General features: G+C 48.2%; 23 protein-coding genes and 2 pseudogenes. 16 read left to right on the top strand and 9 right to left on the bottom strand.

Annotated elements, in window-relative coordinates; all coding sequences use genetic code 11:
* Positions 1–193 (bottom strand): hypothetical protein (locus BM299_RS19745; protein ID WP_207545207.1); only part of this gene is annotated, 193 nt, incomplete at its 3' end.
* Between the two features lie 310 nt (positions 194–503).
* Here BM299_RS19745 and BM299_RS16695 point away from each other — a divergent pair.
* Positions 504–838, top strand: a pseudogene (locus tag BM299_RS16695) (cupin domain-containing protein).
* A 29-nt stretch (positions 839–867) separates the two neighbouring features.
* Here BM299_RS16695 and BM299_RS20505 read toward each other — a convergent pair.
* Entirely contained in the window at positions 868–1011 is a 144-nt protein-coding gene (locus BM299_RS20505; RefSeq protein ID WP_092487090.1) for a 3-oxoacyl-[acyl-carrier-protein] synthase III C-terminal domain-containing protein, read from the bottom strand.
* Positions 1012–1075: 64 nt separating this feature from the next.
* Here BM299_RS20505 and BM299_RS16685 point away from each other — a divergent pair, with 64 nt between their 5' ends.
* The 3 genes and pseudogenes from BM299_RS16685 to BM299_RS20090 form a co-directional block, all read left to right on the top strand.
* Entirely contained in the window at positions 1076–1651 is a 576-nt protein-coding gene (locus BM299_RS16685; protein ID WP_092487087.1) for a CPBP family intramembrane glutamic endopeptidase, read from the top strand.
* Between the two features lie 43 nt (positions 1652–1694).
* Positions 1695–2543, top strand: coding sequence for an MBL fold metallo-hydrolase (locus BM299_RS16680; protein ID WP_092487084.1), 849 nt, complete (start codon positions 1695–1697; stop codon positions 2541–2543).
* Between the two features lie 188 nt (positions 2544–2731).
* Positions 2732–2860, top strand: a pseudogene (locus tag BM299_RS20090) (ABC transporter permease); the annotation flags it as partial.
* A gap of 268 nt (positions 2861–3128) precedes the next feature.
* Here BM299_RS20090 and BM299_RS16675 read toward each other — a convergent pair.
* Positions 3129–3563: a spore coat protein gene (locus tag BM299_RS16675; RefSeq protein WP_245779833.1), complete on the bottom strand. Its 435-nt coding sequence runs from the start codon at positions 3561–3563 to the stop codon at positions 3129–3131.
* A 14-nt stretch (positions 3564–3577) separates the two neighbouring features.
* Positions 3578–3835: a hypothetical protein gene (locus BM299_RS16670; RefSeq protein ID WP_092487081.1), complete on the bottom strand. Its 258-nt coding sequence runs from the start codon at positions 3833–3835 to the stop codon at positions 3578–3580.
* A gap of 372 nt (positions 3836–4207) precedes the next feature.
* Here BM299_RS16670 and BM299_RS16665 point away from each other — a divergent pair, with 372 nt between their 5' ends.
* From BM299_RS16665 to BM299_RS16655, 3 genes are all read left to right on the top strand, one after another.
* Positions 4208–5380, top strand: coding sequence for a glycosyltransferase family 4 protein (locus BM299_RS16665; protein ID WP_165608398.1), 1173 nt, complete (start codon positions 4208–4210; stop codon positions 5378–5380).
* Positions 5381–5619: 239 nt separating this feature from the next.
* Positions 5620–5973 (top strand): DUF2512 family protein, encoded by a 354-nt coding sequence (locus BM299_RS16660; protein WP_165608397.1) that lies wholly within the window; start codon positions 5620–5622, stop codon positions 5971–5973.
* A gap of 571 nt (positions 5974–6544) precedes the next feature.
* Positions 6545–6742: a hypothetical protein gene (locus BM299_RS16655; RefSeq protein WP_092487072.1), complete on the top strand. Its 198-nt coding sequence runs from the start codon at positions 6545–6547 to the stop codon at positions 6740–6742.
* A gap of 97 nt (positions 6743–6839) precedes the next feature.
* Here the strand turns inward: BM299_RS16655 and BM299_RS20260 are convergent, their stop codons facing one another.
* A complete protein-coding gene (locus BM299_RS20260) occupies positions 6840–6968 on the bottom strand; it encodes a hypothetical protein (protein WP_281246388.1) in 129 nt (42 codons plus the stop codon).
* Between the two features lie 166 nt (positions 6969–7134).
* Between BM299_RS20260 and BM299_RS16650 the strand changes: the two genes are divergently transcribed.
* From BM299_RS16650 to BM299_RS16625, 6 genes are all read left to right on the top strand, one after another.
* A complete protein-coding gene (locus BM299_RS16650; protein WP_092487069.1) occupies positions 7135–7461 on the top strand; it encodes a hypothetical protein in 327 nt (108 codons plus the stop codon).
* A 116-nt stretch (positions 7462–7577) separates the two neighbouring features.
* Entirely contained in the window at positions 7578–8105 is a 528-nt protein-coding gene (locus BM299_RS16645) for a BON domain-containing protein (RefSeq protein ID WP_245779832.1), read from the top strand.
* A gap of 18 nt (positions 8106–8123) precedes the next feature.
* Complete coding sequence (adhE, locus tag BM299_RS16640; RefSeq protein WP_092487066.1) at positions 8124–10730, top strand: bifunctional acetaldehyde-CoA/alcohol dehydrogenase; 2607 nt, start codon at positions 8124–8126, stop codon at positions 10728–10730.
* Between the two features lie 216 nt (positions 10731–10946).
* Positions 10947–11285 carry a P-II family nitrogen regulator gene (locus BM299_RS16635; protein WP_092487063.1) on the top strand — a complete coding sequence of 113 codons (339 nt, stop codon included), beginning with the start codon at positions 10947–10949 and terminating at the stop codon, positions 11283–11285.
* A gap of 116 nt (positions 11286–11401) precedes the next feature.
* Positions 11402–12724 (top strand): ammonium transporter, encoded by a 1323-nt coding sequence (locus BM299_RS16630; RefSeq protein ID WP_207545223.1) that lies wholly within the window; start codon positions 11402–11404, stop codon positions 12722–12724.
* 194 nt (positions 12725–12918) lie between these two features.
* On the top strand, positions 12919–13203 hold the full coding sequence (locus BM299_RS16625; RefSeq protein WP_092487060.1) for a hypothetical protein: 285 nt from the start codon (positions 12919–12921) through the stop codon (positions 13201–13203).
* 20 nt (positions 13204–13223) lie between these two features.
* Here the strand turns inward: BM299_RS16625 and BM299_RS16620 are convergent, their stop codons facing one another.
* Together BM299_RS16620 and BM299_RS19530 are read right to left on the bottom strand one after the other, a co-directional pair.
* A complete protein-coding gene (locus tag BM299_RS16620; RefSeq protein WP_092487057.1) occupies positions 13224–13709 on the bottom strand; it encodes a ferritin family protein in 486 nt (161 codons plus the stop codon).
* 117 nt (positions 13710–13826) lie between these two features.
* Entirely contained in the window at positions 13827–13979 is a 153-nt protein-coding gene (locus tag BM299_RS19530; RefSeq protein ID WP_165608396.1) for a hypothetical protein, read from the bottom strand.
* 236 nt (positions 13980–14215) lie between these two features.
* On the opposite strand from BM299_RS19530, the gene BM299_RS16615 reads away from it, so the two are divergent.
* On the top strand, positions 14216–14416 hold the full coding sequence (locus BM299_RS16615) for a CopZ family metallochaperone (RefSeq protein ID WP_165608395.1): 201 nt from the start codon (positions 14216–14218) through the stop codon (positions 14414–14416).
* Positions 14417–14602: 186 nt separating this feature from the next.
* Here the strand turns inward: BM299_RS16615 and BM299_RS16610 are convergent, their stop codons facing one another.
* Positions 14603–15988 carry a methyl-accepting chemotaxis protein gene (locus BM299_RS16610; RefSeq protein ID WP_092487051.1) on the bottom strand — a complete coding sequence of 462 codons (1386 nt, stop codon included), beginning with the start codon at positions 15986–15988 and terminating at the stop codon, positions 14603–14605.
* A gap of 151 nt (positions 15989–16139) precedes the next feature.
* Positions 16140–16406 (bottom strand): hypothetical protein, encoded by a 267-nt coding sequence (locus tag BM299_RS20345; RefSeq protein ID WP_342741340.1) that lies wholly within the window; start codon positions 16404–16406, stop codon positions 16140–16142.
* A 455-nt stretch (positions 16407–16861) separates the two neighbouring features.
* On the opposite strand from BM299_RS20345, the gene glnA reads away from it, so the two are divergent.
* Both glnA and BM299_RS16595 read left to right on the top strand, forming a co-directional pair.
* Complete coding sequence (glnA, locus tag BM299_RS16600) at positions 16862–18184, top strand: type I glutamate--ammonia ligase (RefSeq protein WP_092487048.1); 1323 nt, start codon at positions 16862–16864, stop codon at positions 18182–18184.
* A gap of 129 nt (positions 18185–18313) precedes the next feature.
* The gene (locus BM299_RS16595; protein WP_092487045.1) at positions 18314–19681 is read left to right on the top strand and encodes an ammonium transporter; all 1368 of its coding nucleotides are present in this window, start codon (positions 18314–18316) and stop codon (positions 19679–19681) included.
* Positions 19682–19696: the final 15 nt, after the last annotated feature.

Here is a 19696-nt window from a genome sequence, read left to right as displayed (position 1 = left end):
CAAAATACAAGTAATGAGCCCGGAACATAGTTACCGGGTTGTGTGGATTGCGTCCGCCTTGCCTGTATAACGGTAAAACCAAATCATAAATAATTGAATCATCCACAATATCAATATAGTCAATGAGTTCTCTATCAAAGCCAAGTGTGTTATAATATGACATTGGAAATAGATCCAACTGCATCTTCGCCATAAGTATGCACCTCGCTTGGTAATTGGTAGTTTTCTCGTAAATTACTACCTAATTCGACAAGTGACGGTGCATTTCCTATTTATGGCTGCCTAAAGTTTTAACTTTTCGAACAGACTCTATAAGAAAAGACCCATGACATTTGTTACGGGCTTTTATAGGCCGGGGGCGTAGTCTTTTAATTTATCGTTGAAACACAGTTGCATTAACCTGGCCTCCAGCATTTTATTTGCAGCAATTTTGCAATACCGGTTAAAAATATTATCTTACGAAAGAAATAAAATAATTTTAAAAATTTGGAGGTTGTTGAAATATGGCGGAAAATAACGTCTCAACACTCACGGCCCGGGTAATTGAGTTAAACGGATTTATCGACTACCAGGAAGGCTCCGTGGTGAGCAAGACCCTGGTGGATAAGAAGGTGGGCACGGTAACCTTGTTTGCTTTTGCCGGGGCCAGGGATTAAGCGAACACACGGCGCCCTTTGACGCTCTGGTATATATCCTGGATGGCGAAGCGGAGGTGACAATTTCCGGTGAAAGGTATCGCCTGCAAAAGGGTGAACTGATAATCATGCCGGCCAATGAGCCCCATGCCCTGCGTGCGGTGGATAAGTTTAAGATGCTGCTGATTATGATACGCTCTTGAATAAAAGCAGGCCTTCCTTGCCGGAAGGCCTATTCGCATTTACCCCACTTGAAGACATTTGCTCCCCAGGTATAACCTGTTCCGGCGCCGGCTGCAACTACCATGTGCCCGGGGCGTACTCTGCCTGACCTGATCCCTTCATGCAGTGCTATTACGATATCCAGGGAAGACATTTTTGTGGTAAGCTAATCTATATACCAGAATTGACAGGTAATTTAGATATGGGAAAGGTAACCAATGAAAGGCAAATTCGTTATTGAACTGACGCGCAAATCATTGCTTGCCCTCAGTATCGTTTTTGCGACGGCGTGCCTGGTATTATCCTGGTTTGTCATAGTCCTGTTGCAAAAGATACATTTTCTTTCCATATTTGCCCATGGCCAGGCTATAGACCGGCAGCTTTTGCCAGGATTGCTTTTTGGGGTGACGGCAGGCTTTTTTAGTTTGTTTTTGTTGAAAAAACCTGTTTTCCGGGAATTGCGTAAACTTTTTCAGTACGTGATAACAGAGCCGAAATTATCAGTATTCGATATATTCTTTATTTCACTGGTCGCCGGCGTGAGTGAAGAAATACTCTTCCGGGCCGGTATTCAACCGCTTATCGGCATCTGGTGGTCGTCGCTGTTGTTTATCAGCCTGCACGGCTATTTCAATCCCCGCAACCGGCGGACAAGTTTGTACGGTTTATTGATGTTTCTGGTAAGTGTGGGGTTGGGTTTTCTTTACGAGCGGGTTGGTTTGGTTGCGGCCGTCAGCGCGCACGCAGCGGTTGATATGGTTATCCTTTACGGGCTTTATGTTGATGTTGATTAAAAGATGCTGGGAATAAATTAAAACTAAAGCAGGAGGTTTTGCCATGCAGGTGCGCTTAACTACGCTTTGTGAAAATGCCGCCGGGGAGATCGGTTTTACCGGCGAGTGGGGTTTGAGTATTTTGGTGGAAGCGGGCGGCGAGGCGGTGCTTTTGGATGCCGGTTTCAGCGATTCGATAATGCGCAATGCCCTGGCCGGCGGTGTTGACCTGGGCAAAGTAAGCAAAATAGTCATCAGCCACGGCCACATGGACCATACCGGGGGTCTGCGCTTGCTGTTGCAGGTGATGAGGAAAAAGGTGGATATTTACGCGCACCCGGAGATGTGGGGTGGAAAATATGCTCGTATTTCGCAACCGGGAAGTAAGGATACGAGCTACCGTTACGTCGGGGTGCCCTTTTGCCGCGAGGAACTGGAGGGCCTGGGGGCTTCTTTCATATTTACCAAGGAACCGGTGTGGCTGAATGATTATGTGGTGACCACCGGGGAAGTGCCCATGGTCACCTCATTTGAGAAGGTGGACGATAACATGTACGTTCGGGACGGAGACAGTTTTTTACCCGATACCATGCCAGATGACCAGTCGTTGATTGTCAAGACGGACAAGGGGCTGGTGGTGGTTCTGGGCTGCGCCCACCGCGGTATGGTGAATACCATGCTGCACGCGCAAAAAATCACCGGTACGGAAAAGATACATGCCGTGGTGGGGGGCACCCACCTGATCCGCGCCGGGGAACAACAGCTCAGGGAAACAATTGCCGCGCTGCGTAAAATGGGCGTGGAAAAAATCGGCGTCTCCCACTGCACCGGGCTGCCGGCGGCATCGGTGCTGGCGCGGGAATTCGGTGACCGGTTCTTTTTCAACAACGCCGGAAGTGTAGTGGAACTATAGCAAAGGGTTTTATCTATTCACGGGGCAGGGTTGTTCAAAAGGCTAAACCACAGTATTACAGGCAATTGCCGGGCCTTTAACATATAAGGTTGGCAATTGCCTTTATTTTTGGATTAAGTATATTGCATTTTCTTTGTAACGTTGCTACCATGCAAACAAGGTAAACTATATCAGTGTTAATAGTTCACCTAATCAGGGGTATAGTATTAAAAGGCATCGGTTTTCCTTACTTGGTCGGCCAGGTGGTTGCATTGCTGGTTTTCTCGCTGGTACTTTTGACACTGAGTGTCTTGAAGTTCAAGAAAAAAATTGCTTAACCGGTTACTTCTAAATTTAGCCGTCGACGTCTGGATTTTTACGGCAGCCTTTATAGCTTCCATTCAGGCTGTTATTAACCCTAAGTTTATACTGGACAATGAATTAACTTTTGAAGATTCTGTCAGACAGCTGGTGGAGTTCATGTATTGATTTGTCAAGGAAGGGGGACAGGGATAGGCTGATTTTTCGTTTTTTAAAAAAATCGCCTGAAAAAAGGGACTGGCTCTTTTTTCGCATTTTGAAAAAGGTGCCTGTCCCCTATGGTTATTACTGCATTGGATATGGAAACTGGGTGCTGTACTGGGTAAATTGCTGGTGGGTCCGGGCCAGTTTTTGCGGTTGTTCTGCTTCCAGTGTGTACCAGCCCTTTCGAAACATCAGGTCGAAAAGTTCCCGGGTCATGGCGTGGGTTTCATTCAGGATGTTCATTACGTCATTGTGCAACAGCCTGTGGCCGGCTTCCCTGGCAAAGACATTAAGGTTATCGGTAATATATTTTTCTTGGGCCAGGGCGAAGTTGACGGTATCCCGGTCATTGATTTGCGGTCCTTTGACCTGGGGTAAAAGGCCGGACTGCAGGTTTTTAATGGTATTTTGTTGCTGCTGGCCCTGCATGCCCTGCTGACCCGTCATGAACTGATAACTTTGCATATTTTGCGCCATGCTTTGCGGGTTGTAATTTTGCCATTGCTGGTTGTACATTTTTTTAAACCTCCTTAATGGTTGGCTACGTTGGCTGGGTTAAGGTGGCTTAGTAATACCTGATAGTGCTTTTGGTGCATCTGGCCCGCCCTGTGCAGGAACTCCCTGATTTCCGGGTCGTTGCAGTTATCTGCGCCATGGCGCAGCATTTTCATGGCGGTAAGTTGCCAGGACAGAGCGTCCTTGAGGTATAGATGATCTTTGGTGCTGTTGACGTTGGGTGGTTCGGGCATTATTTGCCCCGGTTGCTGCCGGTATAATTGTGCGTTCATTAATGTATCATCCCCTTTTATTGATGTTTAGAATAGTTTACCTTAACGGCGTAATAGTATGTACAAAAAAAGGGAAATAACAAGGTGTAGCCACTCACCCTCAATGGCGGAAGGAGAGCGGTTTTTTTCTGGCCTCAAATGGCTTCCATACTGCATAATGATTATCACAAGCCGGAGTGGGCACTCCCGTAATCATTCAAAAATGATAATAAAAACAGGGCGCCTGTAACAGTAGTGGGTGCCCTGTTTATTTGTTGACCGCCGGTTGATATATATTACTTGGATTTTTTTAAAATTATGGTAAACAATAGATCTGGTAACAAATTGCCATTGTCTGCACCTGTTAGATTTTACAATGATGGGGGGCCAATTATGAACCCAAAACCGAAGCTACTGCAGATTGTTAGGCCTACGGAAGGCGGTATAGGAAGGCACATAATAACTTTAGTAAGCGGGTTAAAGGAAGAATTTGATGTTACGGTAGCTTGTCCGCAAAAAAGCTCCCTAGAAGATAAACTCCTTTCAGAAAATATAAAGACATTGCCATTGCCTTTAGCTGGAGAAGTTTCTTTAAAAAGAGACTACACTTCATTTAACATTCTTCGCAATTTCATGCGTAAGGAACGTATTCACCTGGCACACGCGCACGGGGCTAAAGCAGCCCTCATTGCCAGGCCAGCAGCTCTTTGGGCAGGGGTGCCCTCTGTATATACAGTGCATAACTCTATTTTTAACGAAAACTGGCCAGCCTGGAAAAACAATATTGCAGCTGCTGTAGAGTACGTCCTTTCGTGGTCAACCGATTGCATCTTAGCTGTTTCCAATGCCTTATGTGAAGAAATTAAATATAGACAAAAAATCTCTCCATCTAAAATAAAAGTAATACATAATGGAATCCTTCTCAGCAATTTTAATAAATGTAATATTCAATATAATTTTAAGGAAAAGTGGAATATCCCCCCAAATCGTACCGTAGTTGGAACTGTGGCTAGAATGGCGCCTCAGAAGGGGCTTTCCGTGCTAATAAAAGCTGCAGAACAGCTTATTGATAAATATGACATACACTTTTTAATAGTTGGTGATGGACCCTTAAGGGACAAACTGGAAGAAGAAATACGTTTGTCATCAATGGATGATTACTTTACTTTTACTGGCGTGGTTGACAATATCGCTCAGGCATACGCCGCAATGGATATATTTGTTCTACCGTCAATAACAGAGGGTTTACCTCTTACCATATTAGAAGCAATGGCCTTTTCCTTACCCGTTGTGGCCACCTCTGTCGGAGGGGTACCAGAGATAATTAAACACGGTGAATGTGGATTTCTAGTCCCACCGGATAACCACAAAGAACTAGCATCTAAAATTGCTTACCTTCTTGATTGCCCCAGCATAAGAGATGAACTTAGAAACAGAGGCAGACAAAGAGTATCTGATAAATTTGATGCTCAAAAAATGATCCAAAAAACAATAAATATTTATTATCACTTATTAAAAGAGCCTAATCCAAGAACTAATTTAGAATATGAGGCTAACCCCCAATAAGTCGTCTTTCTTATTGATCACTGCAGCGACTCAAAACTGCGGTCTCATATCAACATAAGGGGATAATCAACTGCACATCATTTTCATCAAAACAGGTCTCAACTAGGTTCAAAGTGAAGATTTGGGTTTTTGCTTTGAGATCTTTAAAATCTAAAGGTAGCAATTAATAAGAATAATAAATTTGGGAAAAATTAATTAAAATTACCATAACTATCAAAAGAACTACGGGGGCGAAAATATTGAATCTGACATTGTCGGTCATAGTACTAAAAACATTGTTTATTACCGGTGTAGCCACACTCTTTTTGCCACTATTCTCGGCCATTAGCATATTCCAAGCTATAATTATTGGATTGGCCATGTCCTTTTTCACATACGCCGCTGATTTGATATTATTGCCGAGGGTAACCATCTTGGCGGCCACCGCCGCAGATGTAATAATCATCACTCTTGTATTATGGGCGGGTGTAAGATTTTTTGTCGGGATCGGCCTTTCCGTTCCTGAGTCGCTATTAATTACTGCAATAACTACCTACGGTGAATGGTTTCTACACCGTTATTTAAGAGTAAATGTCAATGCACGACCTGATTAAAGCAGCCTCAGCCAACACTGCTATACCAAAAGATTAAGGTGATAATATTAAATGTTATTGTTGATCATCAAAACAACGAAGTGAAAGTGTAGTTGTTGCAATGTTTGCGGCTTGTTTTATAAGTATAAATGTTAACTTCTTGCAAAAAATAGATCTATGGTTTTCAGTAAATAAATCCGGTTCACTGTTTTTAGAGGGCAATGCCCCCTAAATTATACTTGTTGATTGCCTCGAGCTTGGCGGCTGTGCTGCTGGCATTTTCAAAGTAGACGCTGTAACCGAGACGTTAAATAACATGAAAAAAATGAAGGTTAAGGCCAGAGATAGCAGCTTTTTTTTCTTTGATGTCATAACTTTCTCCTCAAGCCGTTTTAAATGCACAAAAAAATTATAAAGTATCTAACCAGTCAAACCATTGGTTAAAAATATGTTTAATTGGCAATGGTTCCTAAGAGGCCAGTTAAATATTACCGCCTATGAAAAAAAACAAATAGGTTAATACTTTGTAAGCCGGCTATTTAAAACTGCTGCACCGTCACATAATTTCAGCAATGAAAAGGGGGGGAATTACTTGACTGAAAGACCTTATCACCCGGATTACAGCTACCGGGAACCGGAACTGCAGGAAGACCTGCACCGTCCCGTGGGCGCGCCGAGGGCCCGGGAAATAAAGTCCCAGAAGGCCCAGCTGAAAAGCGCGCACCGGCACGGCAACAACAAGGGTATTAAGCTGGGCATGTCTGAAAAAACCGGACTGAAAAACGAATGATAAATCCTTGAAGTTGAAAGACCACCCCGCGGGGTGGTCTTTCATATTTGGGGAAATTGCTATGCAGCCTGCCGCTCCTTTTGGCCGGGCCGTAAAATTAACTGTGCCGGTATTCTGCGGCATCGCCGTGCTGTTCCTGAAGGTCCATTTGGATGCGCAAATAATCCTGCGCCGCTTCTTCATATGCTTCCCTGTTGACAATATCCATTTCCTTGGGGTTAAACAAACTGATCACCTCCATCTTTTTTTTATATTTCCTCCAAACTACTTATAAATTCCGTTAATTGCTGGGAATATCAAGCATTTAGTATTAAATAGCCCGGGTTTACTAATCCCCGGGGATGGCAAATCTAGTAACAGGATGGGAATTATCCTGAAGGGAGGTTTAAACTGTGCATTTCAGGGAAATTGATGAAAGTTCGGCCCGGCATTTTTTTGCCATGTTGAAGGACGCACCGAGTATCCTGGAAGTGATTGAACAATACCCCGGGGTGGATAATTTGATGCATGTGCTTACTGCTCAACTGGCCACTTATTTCGTTCTGCCTTTTCTGGAAAACCAGATGGGTTGCGAGGACCTGGTGGAGGCATTTCGACGTTATTTGTTCACCGCCTTTGCCTTTGGCCTGATTATGCGGGACAATGATATGGCCACCCGTTACGTGATGGATTTATATGAAAGGGGATGTGACAGCCAGGGCGAGGATAAGGTTGGCTGAGCCGGATTTTTGAGTGAGCCCGGTTTTTTATATTTACAGGTTTTGTTGCATCATATACCTGCATTGCCCCGGCAATAATAAACAAAAGGTTTGGATAATATTTTGGAGGTGACTTTGTGTCGGAAAAGGATAACAACCTGCAGCGCAAAGTACAGGAAATGCTGGATAATGATAAGGATTTAAAAGGTTACGGATTGAAAGCCAATGTAATTGACGGCGAGGTGCAGGTAAGCGGTATTGTTGACACCCTGGCTGAGCAAAGTCGTTTAAAAGAAAGCCTGGTCAAAATGCCGGGGGTTAAAAGGGTGGAACCGGGGCTGGCCGTCAGCACCGACGGGGCCATAAACGACAAGTCCGTTACCGATGAGGTTATGGAAGAACTGAACGCCAATCCCCGGGTCAGCCTGCGTCATGTGGGGGCCAAATCTGTTGACGGCACGGTTTTTCTCATGGGCCGGGTGGACACCCCGGAAGAGGAGCAGGAGGCTATCGGGATTGCGGAAAAGGCCCGGGGGGTTAAAAATGTGGTCAGCCAGCTTAAGGTTGACCCCGGCGGTGGTTATGACGACGAAAGTCTGGAAGCCATCTTTCACCACCAGGTGAACAATGACCGCGAGGAAGTGGATGATACCAGGATATTTTGACGGAGGGGGAGCGTACCGGTGACCGAGCAGAAACTGGAGTATATAGGCGACGAGCGCAAGTTGATGGTGGACCGCCTGGTGGAGAAAGCAGAAAGGGCGCGCGTAGCGCTGCAGCGCCTGTCGCAGGAGGAAATTGACAAGGTGGTCCGGGCCATGGCCCTGGCCGGTCTGGACAAGCACATGGAACTGGCCCGGATGGCGGTGGAGGAAACCGGGCGGGGCGTATACGAAGATAAGATGATTAAGAACATATTTGCCACGGAATCGGTGTACCACAGCATCAAGTACAAGAAAACCGTGGGCGTGATCAGGGTGGATGAGGAGGAGGACCTCATGGAGGTGGCCGAGCCCGTGGGGGTGATCGCCGCCATAGTACCCGTTACCAACCCCACATCCACCACCATGTTCAAAGCGTTGATCTGCCTGAAAACGGCCAACCCGGTGATCTTTAGCTTCCACCCGGGGGCGCAAAAATGCAGCGCCGCGGCCGCCCGGGTGATGCTGGAAGCGGCGGTGGCCGCCGGGGCGCCGGAGGATTGCATTGGCTGGATCGAGGAATCAACCATTGAGGCCACCCGTTATTTAATGCACAACGATGGGGTGCATCTGATCCTGGCCACGGGGGGCGCCGGTCTGGTGCGGGCTGCATACAGCACGGGCAAACCCGCCCTGGGAGTGGGGCCGGGCAACGTACCCTGTTATATTGAAAAAACGGCTAAAATTAAGCGAGCGGTAACCGACCTTATTTTAAGCAAGACCTTCGACAACGGCATGATCTGCGCCTCGGAGCAGTCCGTGATCATTGACCGGGATATTTACCGGGAAGCTACCGGGCTGATGCGGGAATACGGCTGTTATTTCTTGAATGAGGAAGAAACGGCCAAACTGGAGTCCATGGCGGTCAAGGGGGGGGACTGCAGCCTGAATCCGGCTGTTGTGGGCCGGCCCGCCTATGAGATTGCCCGAATGGCGGGCTTTGAAGTGCCGAAGGATACCAAGGTGCTGGTGGCGCCCCAGCAGGGCGTCGGTCCCCAGCACCCCCTGTCCATGGAAAAACTAAGCCCCATTCTGGCCTGTTACCAGGTGGCCGATTACCATGAGGGGATCAATCTTTGTGAAGAGGTGATCGGCTTTGGCGGCCTGGGGCACTCCGCAGTATTGCATTCGGAGGATAAAGAGGTAGTGGCCCTGTTCTCCCGGCGGATGCGGGCCGGCCGCATAATCATCAACGCACCGGCCACCCACGGGGCTATCGGGGATCTCTACAATGTAAACGTGCCTTCGCTGACCCTGGGGTGCGGCTCCATGGGACATAACGCCACCACTTCCAACGTCAGCGTGGACAACCTGATCAATATTAAGCGGGTGACCGGCCGACGGGAAAAACTGCAGTGGTTTCGGGTGCCGGAGCGCATTTACTTCGCCCCCGGGTCCATCCAGTACCTGCAAAAAATACAGGGCGTGGAGCGGGCGCTGATTGTTACGGACCCGGGGATTGTCAAGCTGGGCTTTGTGGACAAGGTGATTTATCATTTAAATAAGCGCAATAACCCGGTGAACATTGAAATATTTTCCGAAGTGGAACCCGATCCCTCGGTGGAAACGGTGCAAAAGGGCGTTGAAGTGATGAAGCAGTTTCGCCCGGATACCATTATCGCCCTGGGCGGGGGGTCGCCCATAGATGCCGCCAAGGCCATGTGGTTGTTTTATGAACACCCGGAAGTGGAATTTGATTTCCTGCGCCTGAAGTTTCTGGATATCCGCAAACGCACCTACAAATACCCCAAACTGGGGCGGCAGGCCCAACTGGTGGCCATTCCCACCACCAGCGGTACGGGGTCGGAGGTCAGCGCCTTTGCGGTGATCACCCACAGGGGCGAGGACGTTAAGTATCCCCTGGCCGACTACGAACTGACGCCCGACGTGGCCATTATTGACCCCGATTTTGTCAGCACCCTGCCGCCGAAAGTAACGGCGGACACCGGATTGGATGTTTTAACCCACGCCCTGGAAGCATATGTTTCGGTGATGGCTTCGGATTACACGGACGCCATGTCGCAAAAAGCCACGGAACTGGTATTCAAGTACCTGCCTGAAAGTTACGGGGGGCAGGATAACTATGAAGCCCGCAGCAAAATGCATAACGCTTCCTGTATTGCCGGCATGGCTTTTACCAACGCTTTTTTGGGGGTTTGCCACAGCCTGGCCCACAAGTTGGGCGGCGAGTTTCACATTCCGCACGGCCGGGCCAACGCCATCCTGTTGCCCCACGTGATTCGGTACAATGCCGGCCTGCCCAGCAAGTTTGCCGCTTTCCCGCAGTACGAATACTTCGAGGCACCGGAAAAATACCGGCAGATGGCGGCGTTTCTGGGTCTGCCGGCGGCAACGGTGGAAGAGGGGGTCAACAATTTGATAGCGGCGGTGGAAAGATTACGGGCTGATGTAGGCGTTCCGGCCACCATCGCGGAATGCGGGGTGGATGCGGCTATATTCAAACAAAAGGTGCCGGAACTGGCCGAAAAGGCTTTTGTGGACCAGGCCACCACGGCCAACCCCCGCATGCCCCTGATCAGCGAGTTGGCGGACATATTGATAAGAGCGTACGATAACCCCCATGCCTAGCCAAAAGGAAAAAGGGGACAGGCCACGTTTTCTGGTATTTATAACCAGAAAAAGCAGCCTGTCCCCTTTTTCACAATATGGAAACTACTTGCTATATGGGACTGAACCGTATATAATATAACAAGTGATACGAAGATGTATCAAGTTATTGGCCAAAGAGGGCCCTTATGCCGTGTGGTGTGCGGATTAGGGCTTTTTTATTGGAGGTTTACCTGCATGAAAAAAATTGAAGCCATAATTCGCCCCGCCAGGCTGGAAGATGTCAAGGAAGCGCTTTCACGCTACGGCATTCACGGCATGACGGTAAACCAGGTGTTTGGTTGCGGGCTGCAGGGCGGTTGGTTGGGTGTGTATCGCGGACATAAATACAGTATCAACTTGCTGCCTAAAGTAAAGCTGGAAATTGTCACCGAGGACCGGTGGGTGGACGACGTGGTGCGCATCATAATTGAGGTTGCCCGCACCGGAGAGGTGGGGGACGGTAAAATTTTCATTTGTCAGTTGGAAAGCGCCGTCCGCATTCGTACCGGGGAAAAGGATGAAGACGCCATATAGGTTATAACAATTGCATATCCCAGGGTTGGGGTACAGGGCAAGGGTGCTCACGGCGGTTGAAACCGCGGGCGCCCTTGTTTTGTTTTTTACTAAGATAATTAAAGGGGTGTAAATATATGGAACTGGGCATAAAAGAATTGGCGGCGGGTATCGACACGGTGTGGGTACTGTTGTGCGCCGCGCTGGTGCTGTTCATGGAAGCGGGATTTGCTTTTCTGGAAGCGGGATTCATCAGGGCCAAAAATTCATTGAATATAGTGATGAAGGTGTTTACCGACACCACCGTGGGGATGCTGGGGTTTTGGGCCGTTGGATTCGGTATCATGTACGGTATGGATGTAGCCGGTCTTTTCGGAGGTAGCGGGTTTTTTCTGGGCGGCAGCCTGGAACACATTGACTTGCGTATACCTATCCCCGCCTTCTGGATTTTCCAGGCGGCCTTTGCCATGGTGGTGGCGTCCATTATTTCCGGTGCCGTGGCGGAACGGATGAAGTTCAGTTCTTATATTATTTTTACCCTGACTTGCACGGCCTTTATGTACCCGGTGGCGGGCCACTGGATTTGGGGCGCCGGGGGTTGGCTGGGCGAACTGGGTATGCTGGATTTTGCCGGTTCGGCGGCCGTGCATGCAGTGGGCGGTTGGGCTGCCCTGGCTGCGGTGCTGGTGTTAGGTCCCCGATCCGGCAAGTATAATGAAGACGGTAGCGTCAATGTGCTCCCCGCCCATAATATGCACCTGGCCTTTTTGGGTACGTTTATCCTCTGGTTTGGTTGGTTCGGTTTCAACCCGGGCAGTTCACTTTCCGGCCTGGATTTGAATATTGCCCGTATTGCTCTGACCACCAACCTTGCTGCGGCGGCGGGCGGCACTGCCGGTATATTGTTCACCATGCGCCGTTATGGCAAGGCCGACCCCAGTATGGCGGCCAACGGGGCCCTGGCCGGCCTGGCGGCCATCACCGCGGGCACTGCCTTTGTCGGCCCCGGAAGCGCCGTGATCATCGGCCTGGTGGCCGGGGTGTTGGTGGTACTGGCCGTTGAATTCTTTGACCGCATCAAGGCTGATGACCCGGTGGGGGCCATTGCCGTGCACGGTGTCGGGGGTACCTGGGGCGTATTGGCCGTGGGGCTGTTTGCCCGGGAAGGGGGACTGTTCTTTGGCGGTGGAGCGCATCAATTGCTGGTGCAGGCGCTGGGGGCGGCCAGCGTGTCTCTGTGGGCCTTTGGCGTAACCTACCTGGTATTTTTATTGCTCAAGGCTACCATGGGCGTGCGTGTTTCCCCGCAGGAAGAAATGGAAGGTCTTGATCTTAACGAGCACGGCATCACGGCTTACACAGGGTTGGCGGCCGGTTCGTTAAAAAGGGTCGGGGACAGTGCCGCGCATGGCGCCGAGGGTGTCGGTATGCCGGTAAGCAACCCGTTAACTGTCCGGTAAGTTAGCAAGCATTACTTTATAATTAGCATGTAATGCAACAATATCAAGTGCTGAGTCGTTTGTTTAAAAAGATTCAGCACTTTTTTGTCGGTAAAACGGCAATAGTGTATAATGATAAATGATGTTGCCTGTAAATGGCAGCCGGATTACGGATATTATATATTTTGAGCTTTATTAATTGAGGAGGTATTCAGGTGGCTGTAGTAACATTGGACAGGGAGCGGAATTTTCAGGTTACCGGCGAAACCATTGAGCGCATTAACGATAAGTATGGTTCCCTGGAAATTGCGGTGCAAGAATTAAAAAAACTGAATATCCACGCTTTCATCACGGTTGTGTGGGCGCTTTTGGCCGAAGACGACCCCGACCTTACCTTTGAAGGTGTTGCCCGGCTGTTGTATGCCAGGCCCGACATTATGAAGCAGGTGGACGAAGCGATAGTCCAAGCATTCTCGGAAACAAATATTGTTGAAGAGTAACAGCAAATATAGTGTTTGGATCATAAAAGGTTTTGCATTTCTTCGTACTGCTCCCGTAATTCCACCAGGTGTATTTTTTCTTCCTGTAACAGTTTGCTTAACATATCTTTAACGTTTTCATTGTCAGTGTAAGAATAAAGTTCCTGGTAAAGCAAAATAGAATCTTTCTCGGCCTGGATACCCATGACCAGAGCCTGTTCGGGGCTGGTTTTCCGGGCTAACCCTTCTATATCCACCGGGAAAACATTATTTTGCACCAGGGTTTTTAAGTATGAAGCGGTTCCCCGGTTCAGCGGCTTGTTGGCCGGTTTTTTTTCCGCCAGTTCAAGCATGTTCTGGAACAGTTTATGGTGTTCTTTTTCTTCTTCCGCCAGTTTATGAAAAATATCCTTGGTTCTCTGGTCCCGGCTTTTAGCAGCCATGGATGAATAAAAAGATGCGCCCCGTAATTCATTGGTCAGTGCAATTTTGTAAACATCCACTTCGGTAAGTTCATTTCCGGACATACTAACGCCTCCTGTGAGAAGTTCTTATACTTATACTATTATTTGTTAAATGTAAACGTTTAACGGCGGATGGCAGTGGATGGCATATGTAATAACCGCAGCGCCTTTAGCCTGCGGTTAATCTTCTTCCATCCCGGTAATAACGCCGCTGCCGGGTTCCGGTGGGGCGGTTTGGCCGTGGGGATCTTTAATTTTTGCGGACTTGGCTTGATACTTTTTTAACCCGTTTCTTGATCCCGGTGGTTTAATGTTGCGGATACGCCGTCTCATATCAACACCTCCACAAAATAATATCCCCGGGCGGGAAAGGATTTATTAAGCATTACTAAAAAACAAAGCCATGTTTTGATAAGCGATGTTAACAAATTAAATCCATTGACACCAATACTTCTAAAGAGAGGGGAATTTTATTGTATAAAGCGAAAATATATGATAATATCTTAATATATTGAACTGGTATAAATGTAATGAAAAAAGGTATTTATAATAATAGGGAGGTGAAGGTATTGGCTCAAACTGTACTCAAGGTTGAGGGTATGAGTTGCAACCACTGCAAGATGGCCGTGGAAAAGGCCCTCCGGAATATTAGCGGTGTGGAAAGTGTGCAGGTTGACCTGGCCCAAAAGGAAGTGGTGGTCTCCGGTTCCGCCGATCGCGGCCAACTGGCCAAAGCTGTGGAAGAAGCCGGTTATACTGTGGTGGGTTAATATATACCTGAATCCGTGAAAGTATCACAATCAGCAATAATAGCGGCAAAGTAATGGAAGTAGCTGCCATGATATGTCAATAAATGTTTGCCATATGGCACTAATTTTAGGCAATAAGCAAGAAGCCCAACCAAATAACAGTTTTGGTAGGTTATATCACATTAACATTTTGCCAAGAACCAGTGTTTAGTTTAAAGCTCTTAAATCGGCGCCCAAAACACCGCATACTATGCCGTCACGAATAATGGGGACTGATACTGTCAGGCAGGGCTGTCTGGTGATGGCGGATATGTAAACGGGAGAAACAAATATTTCACCTGCAACGGCCCTTTGCCACCATTCCCGCACTTTGCCGTTAGCCAGGGCGGCAGGTGGCTCGGAGTACAAAAAATGGCCCGTTGCATCGTTGGACCAAATGGCCTCAATGCCGGGGTTTTCCTTTTTTAACCGTGTCAGTGTTTCCTTATGCTGGGCGGTATCAAGAGTGGCAATGCAGTCTTTTTCGGAGGCCCGGGCCAATAAAGATTTTATAGTTTCCACCTGTGATGTAACCTGGGCTTCCAGCACGTAATGAATCCGGTTTTGCTTTGCGGTTTGCTCCAATTTATCGGACAGGCTTTGCATAAGTGTGCCCGTATGGATAATTGGTTCCAGTTCTTTGCGACAGGACTGTAATGTGGCAGCCATTTGCTGCAGGCTGCCGTTAACCTCGTAAAAGGTCTCCCGGGCGGTGTTGTTTGCTCGTTGAATTAAATCGAAGCTGTGGGTTAATACAGTTTCGATATGTTTCACTTGTCCGGTGGCTGTACTGGAAGAATTAATACTTTCCGTTATATTGTTAATCACCATGCCAACGTTGCCTTTCATGTCTTCCAATATGCCAAAAGCCTGCTGCACCGCGGCGGCGGTGCGATCGGACAATTTGCCGATTTCCTCGGCTACCACCGTGAACCCTTTGCCGTGTTCCCCGGCCCGGGCTGCCTCAATGGCGGCGTTTAAGGCCAATAGCTTGGTTTGATCGGAAATTTCATTGATGTTTTGCGCAATTAACTTTACTTGATCAACAGCGGTTTGTAATGTGGTGGTTTGGTTTTTTAATGTGTTGGTGTTGTCGGATATTTTACTGACCGAATCTTGGATTTGTTTTATGGCGGTGTCTATTTCCTGTGTAGCTGATTGACTGGCATCAAAGTCCTGTTCCAATGCTATACTGGTCTGTTGCATTCCGGCAGCTGTGTTTTGCATACGGTCAATGGCCGTATCAATGTCCATGGCTGAACGGGCTGATGCTTCCACCTGGTTGGAGGCGGCTCGCACTTGCTGGGAGGTTAGATGTATCTCCTGGGTCAAAATTCTGGCTTTGTTTATTAATTCAAAGACTTTGTCGCCAATGGGAAAAATTCTCGTTGATTCGCTTCGCTCGGTAGGAGGTAATGTAACCTGTTGCCAGTCGGATATTTCTTTATTTAGGTTATTCATGTAATAAAAGAATCTGTTTTTAACAAAGCGATAAGTAAAATAGCCTACCGCTACGGATAGGATTGCGCCGTAAATTATTTCTGCCATTGCCATGAAAGAATCACCTTCTAAATGCAAAATAAAAAAACAAAGCTGTCTGAAAAACGGTATCAGACAGCTTCTTTGCTTTATTGATACACCAGTGTATTTATTGGGTGTTTCGGTCAAATTATATTGCAAGTTATTATTTTTTGTCAATAAAAATTTAGATAAATTTAACAGATTTAAATCGCTTGGGGTTATATGCCTCTCGGCCGGAAGCGTTTCGTATAGCCAAGGAATTGATCAACGTAGTTAGTTCCCCCTGAAAAAGTCTGCATTGGGGGTTTCGTGTTAATTTCCGGGTTGCGACTCGCTTTCTGCTGTACCCCATAGCGGCTATGGATTTGATGTCTTCCATGCAAGCCCGGAGGATTTGATCCAAGACCGGGTAGGGGGGTAGGCTGTCTTCGTCTTTTTGACCCGGCTTCAGTTCCGCCGAGGGGATTTGGTGATCACGCTGCGGGGGATGATTTCCTTTTCCCGGTTGATGTACTTGGCCAGCTCGTACACCATTACCTTGGGCACGTCCGCCAGCACGCCCAGGCCCACCAGAGAAGATTAAATGACAAAGCAGCCCGGTTGCGAATGTTTGCTTCATGAAAATTGGTTCATAAAAAATAATTCAAAAGTGAAAAATGCCTATTGATTTTTTTGTGTGGTTTGCTATAATGTATATAGCTAATTTAATATTGACTAATACAACGTTGTATTAAAGGCAATGATGCCCGCAAACAGGTTTAAACGAAATCTGTTTGCGGGTTTTTAATTTTACCGACAACGGTGTCTGGTAATCGGCGAAGAAGCCGGCAAAAGGTTCAGGAGCGGGCCTTTTGCCGGATTAATTTGTTGTAAATAATCATTTATTTAATGAAAGGTGGTTTGGCCATGGATAAAAGGGATGTGATAGCCCGGGCCAGGGAAGAAGGTGTTAAGTTTATTCGCTTGCAGTTTACCGACTTGCTGGGGGTGATGAAAAACGTAGCCATCACCGTTGATCAACTGGAAAAGGCCCTGGACGGGGAGTTGATGTTTGACGGTTCCTCAATATATGGTTTTACGAGAATCGAGGAGTCTGATATGTACCTGCGACCCGACCCCGATACCTTTGTGGTGTTCCCGTGGCGGCCCCGGGACGGTGGGGTGGCGAGGTTAATGTGCGATATTTATAACCCTGACGGCACGCCCTTTGAAGGTTGCCCCAGGTTGACTTTAAAGCGTGCGCTGGCCAAGGCAGCGGAACTGGGTTATACCATGCATGTTGGCCCGGAGTTGGAATTTTTCCTGTTTTGCCTGGATGAAGATGAGAAGCCGACTCTAAAAACCCACGACCAGGCCGGGTATTTTGATCTTTCACCGGTGGATCTGGGGGAACAGGCCCGCAGGGATATAGTTTTAACTTTGGAAGAAATGGGGTTTGAAATTGAAGCTTCCCACCACGAAGTGGCGCCCGGCCAGCATGAAATAGACTTTAAATATTCGGACGCTCTGGACACAGCCGATAAAATAATGACCTTTAAATTCGTGGTGCGAACCATTGCCCAGCAGCACGGTCTGCATGCCACCTTCATGCCAAAGCCGGTTTTTGGCATCAATGGTAGTGGCATGCACACCAACCAGTCATTGTTTAAAGGTAATAGCAACGCATTCTATGATGAGAATGGCCCTATGCAGCTTAGTAAGGAAGCTTACTATTATATCGGTGGACTGCTGAAACATGCCCGCGCTTTGGCGGCTATTACCAACCCCACCGTAAACTCGTATAAACGGCTTGTTCCCGGTTACGAAGCGCCGGTTTATCTGGCCTGGAGCGGTCGCAACCGCAGCCCGCTGATTCGTATACCCGCCAAGCGGGGACAGAGCACCCGGGTTGAACTCCGCAACCCGGACCCCTCCTGCAACCCCTATCTGGCCCTGGCTGCATGCTTGACCGCAGGACTTGACGGCATTAATAACCAGATAGAGCCGCCACCGGCTTGCGATAGGAATATCTACCAAATGACGGACGCTGAACTTAAGGAACTCGGTATTGGCTCTTTGCCTGCCAGCTTGCAGGAAGCATTTGCCGAACTGGCTAAAGATGAGGTTGTGCGAGGTGCGCTTGGAGATCATATTTATGAGAAGTTAACCGAAGCCAAGCAAACGGAGTGGAATAGCTTCCGCATGCAGGTGCACCAGTGGGAAATTGACCGGTACCTGACCATGTTTTAGTTTTAAATTAATGTTAAACGATACATTGTTGTATCAAGCCCGGATGAAGAAGTCCTTACACCTTCGAGGTGTCGGGACTTTTCTTGTTTTTGGGGTTATCGAGTAAAAATATATAAGGAGATATTAAAAATGATAAAAAGATTTACGATGCTGTTGCTGCTTTTAGTGCTGGGGGCTTTATTCCCCGGGTCGGCCCTGGCGGATGACGGTCCTACGGTCGAGAGCAACGCAGTAGCCATTGACACCGTTTGGGTGCTTATCTGTGCCTACCTGGTTTTTCTGATGCACGCCGGTTTCAGCCTGGTAGAGGCTGGATTCACCAGAGCTAAAAATACAGTTAACATCATGATGAAGAACCTTTTAACCATATCATTGGGTATGATCCTGTTTTTTGTGATAGGTTTTGCCCTGGCTTTTGGCGGGGATGCCAACGGTTTTATCGGTATCAAAGGCTTTGCACTCAGTGATATTGCTGATCTGGATTTTGGTATCCCCACCTATGGTTTCTGGTTTTTCCAGGCCGTCTTTTGTGCCACTGCCGCAACAATCGTTTCCGGGGCTGTGGCTGAACGCATTAAGTTTATTGCTTACGTCCTTTTTACCGTAGTGATTACAGCATTTATTTACCCGGTAGTGGTGCACTGGGTGTGGAACGGTGACGGCTGGCTGGCCCAAAAAGGTTTTATTGACTTTGCCGGTTCTACCGTGGTGCACGGAGTGGGCGGTTGGTCCGCTCTGGTCGGCGCTTGGCTGCTGGGAGCCAGGATAGGCAAATACGGTAAGAACGGTGAGATCAGGGCTATTCCCGGCCATAACATCGCCCTGGGCACTCTGGGTACACTGCTGCTCTGGTTGGGCTGGTTTGGGTTCAACCCCGGCAGCACCCTCAGCGGGACCACCGCAGATATTGCCTTAATAGCAACAACCACTATGCTGGCCGCTTCGGCGGGCACCGTGGGCGCCATGATTGTAACCTGGATGCGTCACGGCAAGCCGGACCTGGCCCTGACATTAAACGGCGCCCTGGGCGGACTGGTAGGTATAACCGCCGGCTGTGCGGCGGTGAGTCCCATAGGAGCAATTGTTATCGGATTAATTTCCGGAATTATACTACCCCTTTCGGTAGCCTTCTTTGACCGGGTGCTCAAAATAGACGACCCGGTGGGTGCCATATCGGTACACGGGGTGTGCGGCCTTTTCGGGACCCTGGCCGTGGGACTGTTTGCTGTGGACGGAGGCCTGTTCTACGGCGGCGGCGTTGCCCAGCTGGCCGTACAGGCCACGGGGGTAGTGGCTGTGCTGGCCTGGTCTTTGGTACTTGGTTTCGTTGCTTTTAAGGTTATCGGCTTGATTGTAGGACTCCGGGTAAGCCCGGAAGAAGAAATGGAAGGACTGGATATAGGCGAACACGGTATGGAAGCCTACGGCGACTTTATGCTTCGCTCATCGGGTGTTCCGGGGCTAATGGGTATTAATCGGGAACAGGTGACGATATAATGACTACCCTCTTTC

Source organism: Desulfoscipio geothermicus DSM 3669, assembly GCF_900115975.1.
Lineage (GTDB): Bacteria > Bacillota > Desulfotomaculia > Desulfotomaculales > Desulfallaceae > Desulfoscipio > Desulfoscipio geothermicus.
This window is presented reverse-complemented; position numbering and strand designations above follow the sequence as displayed.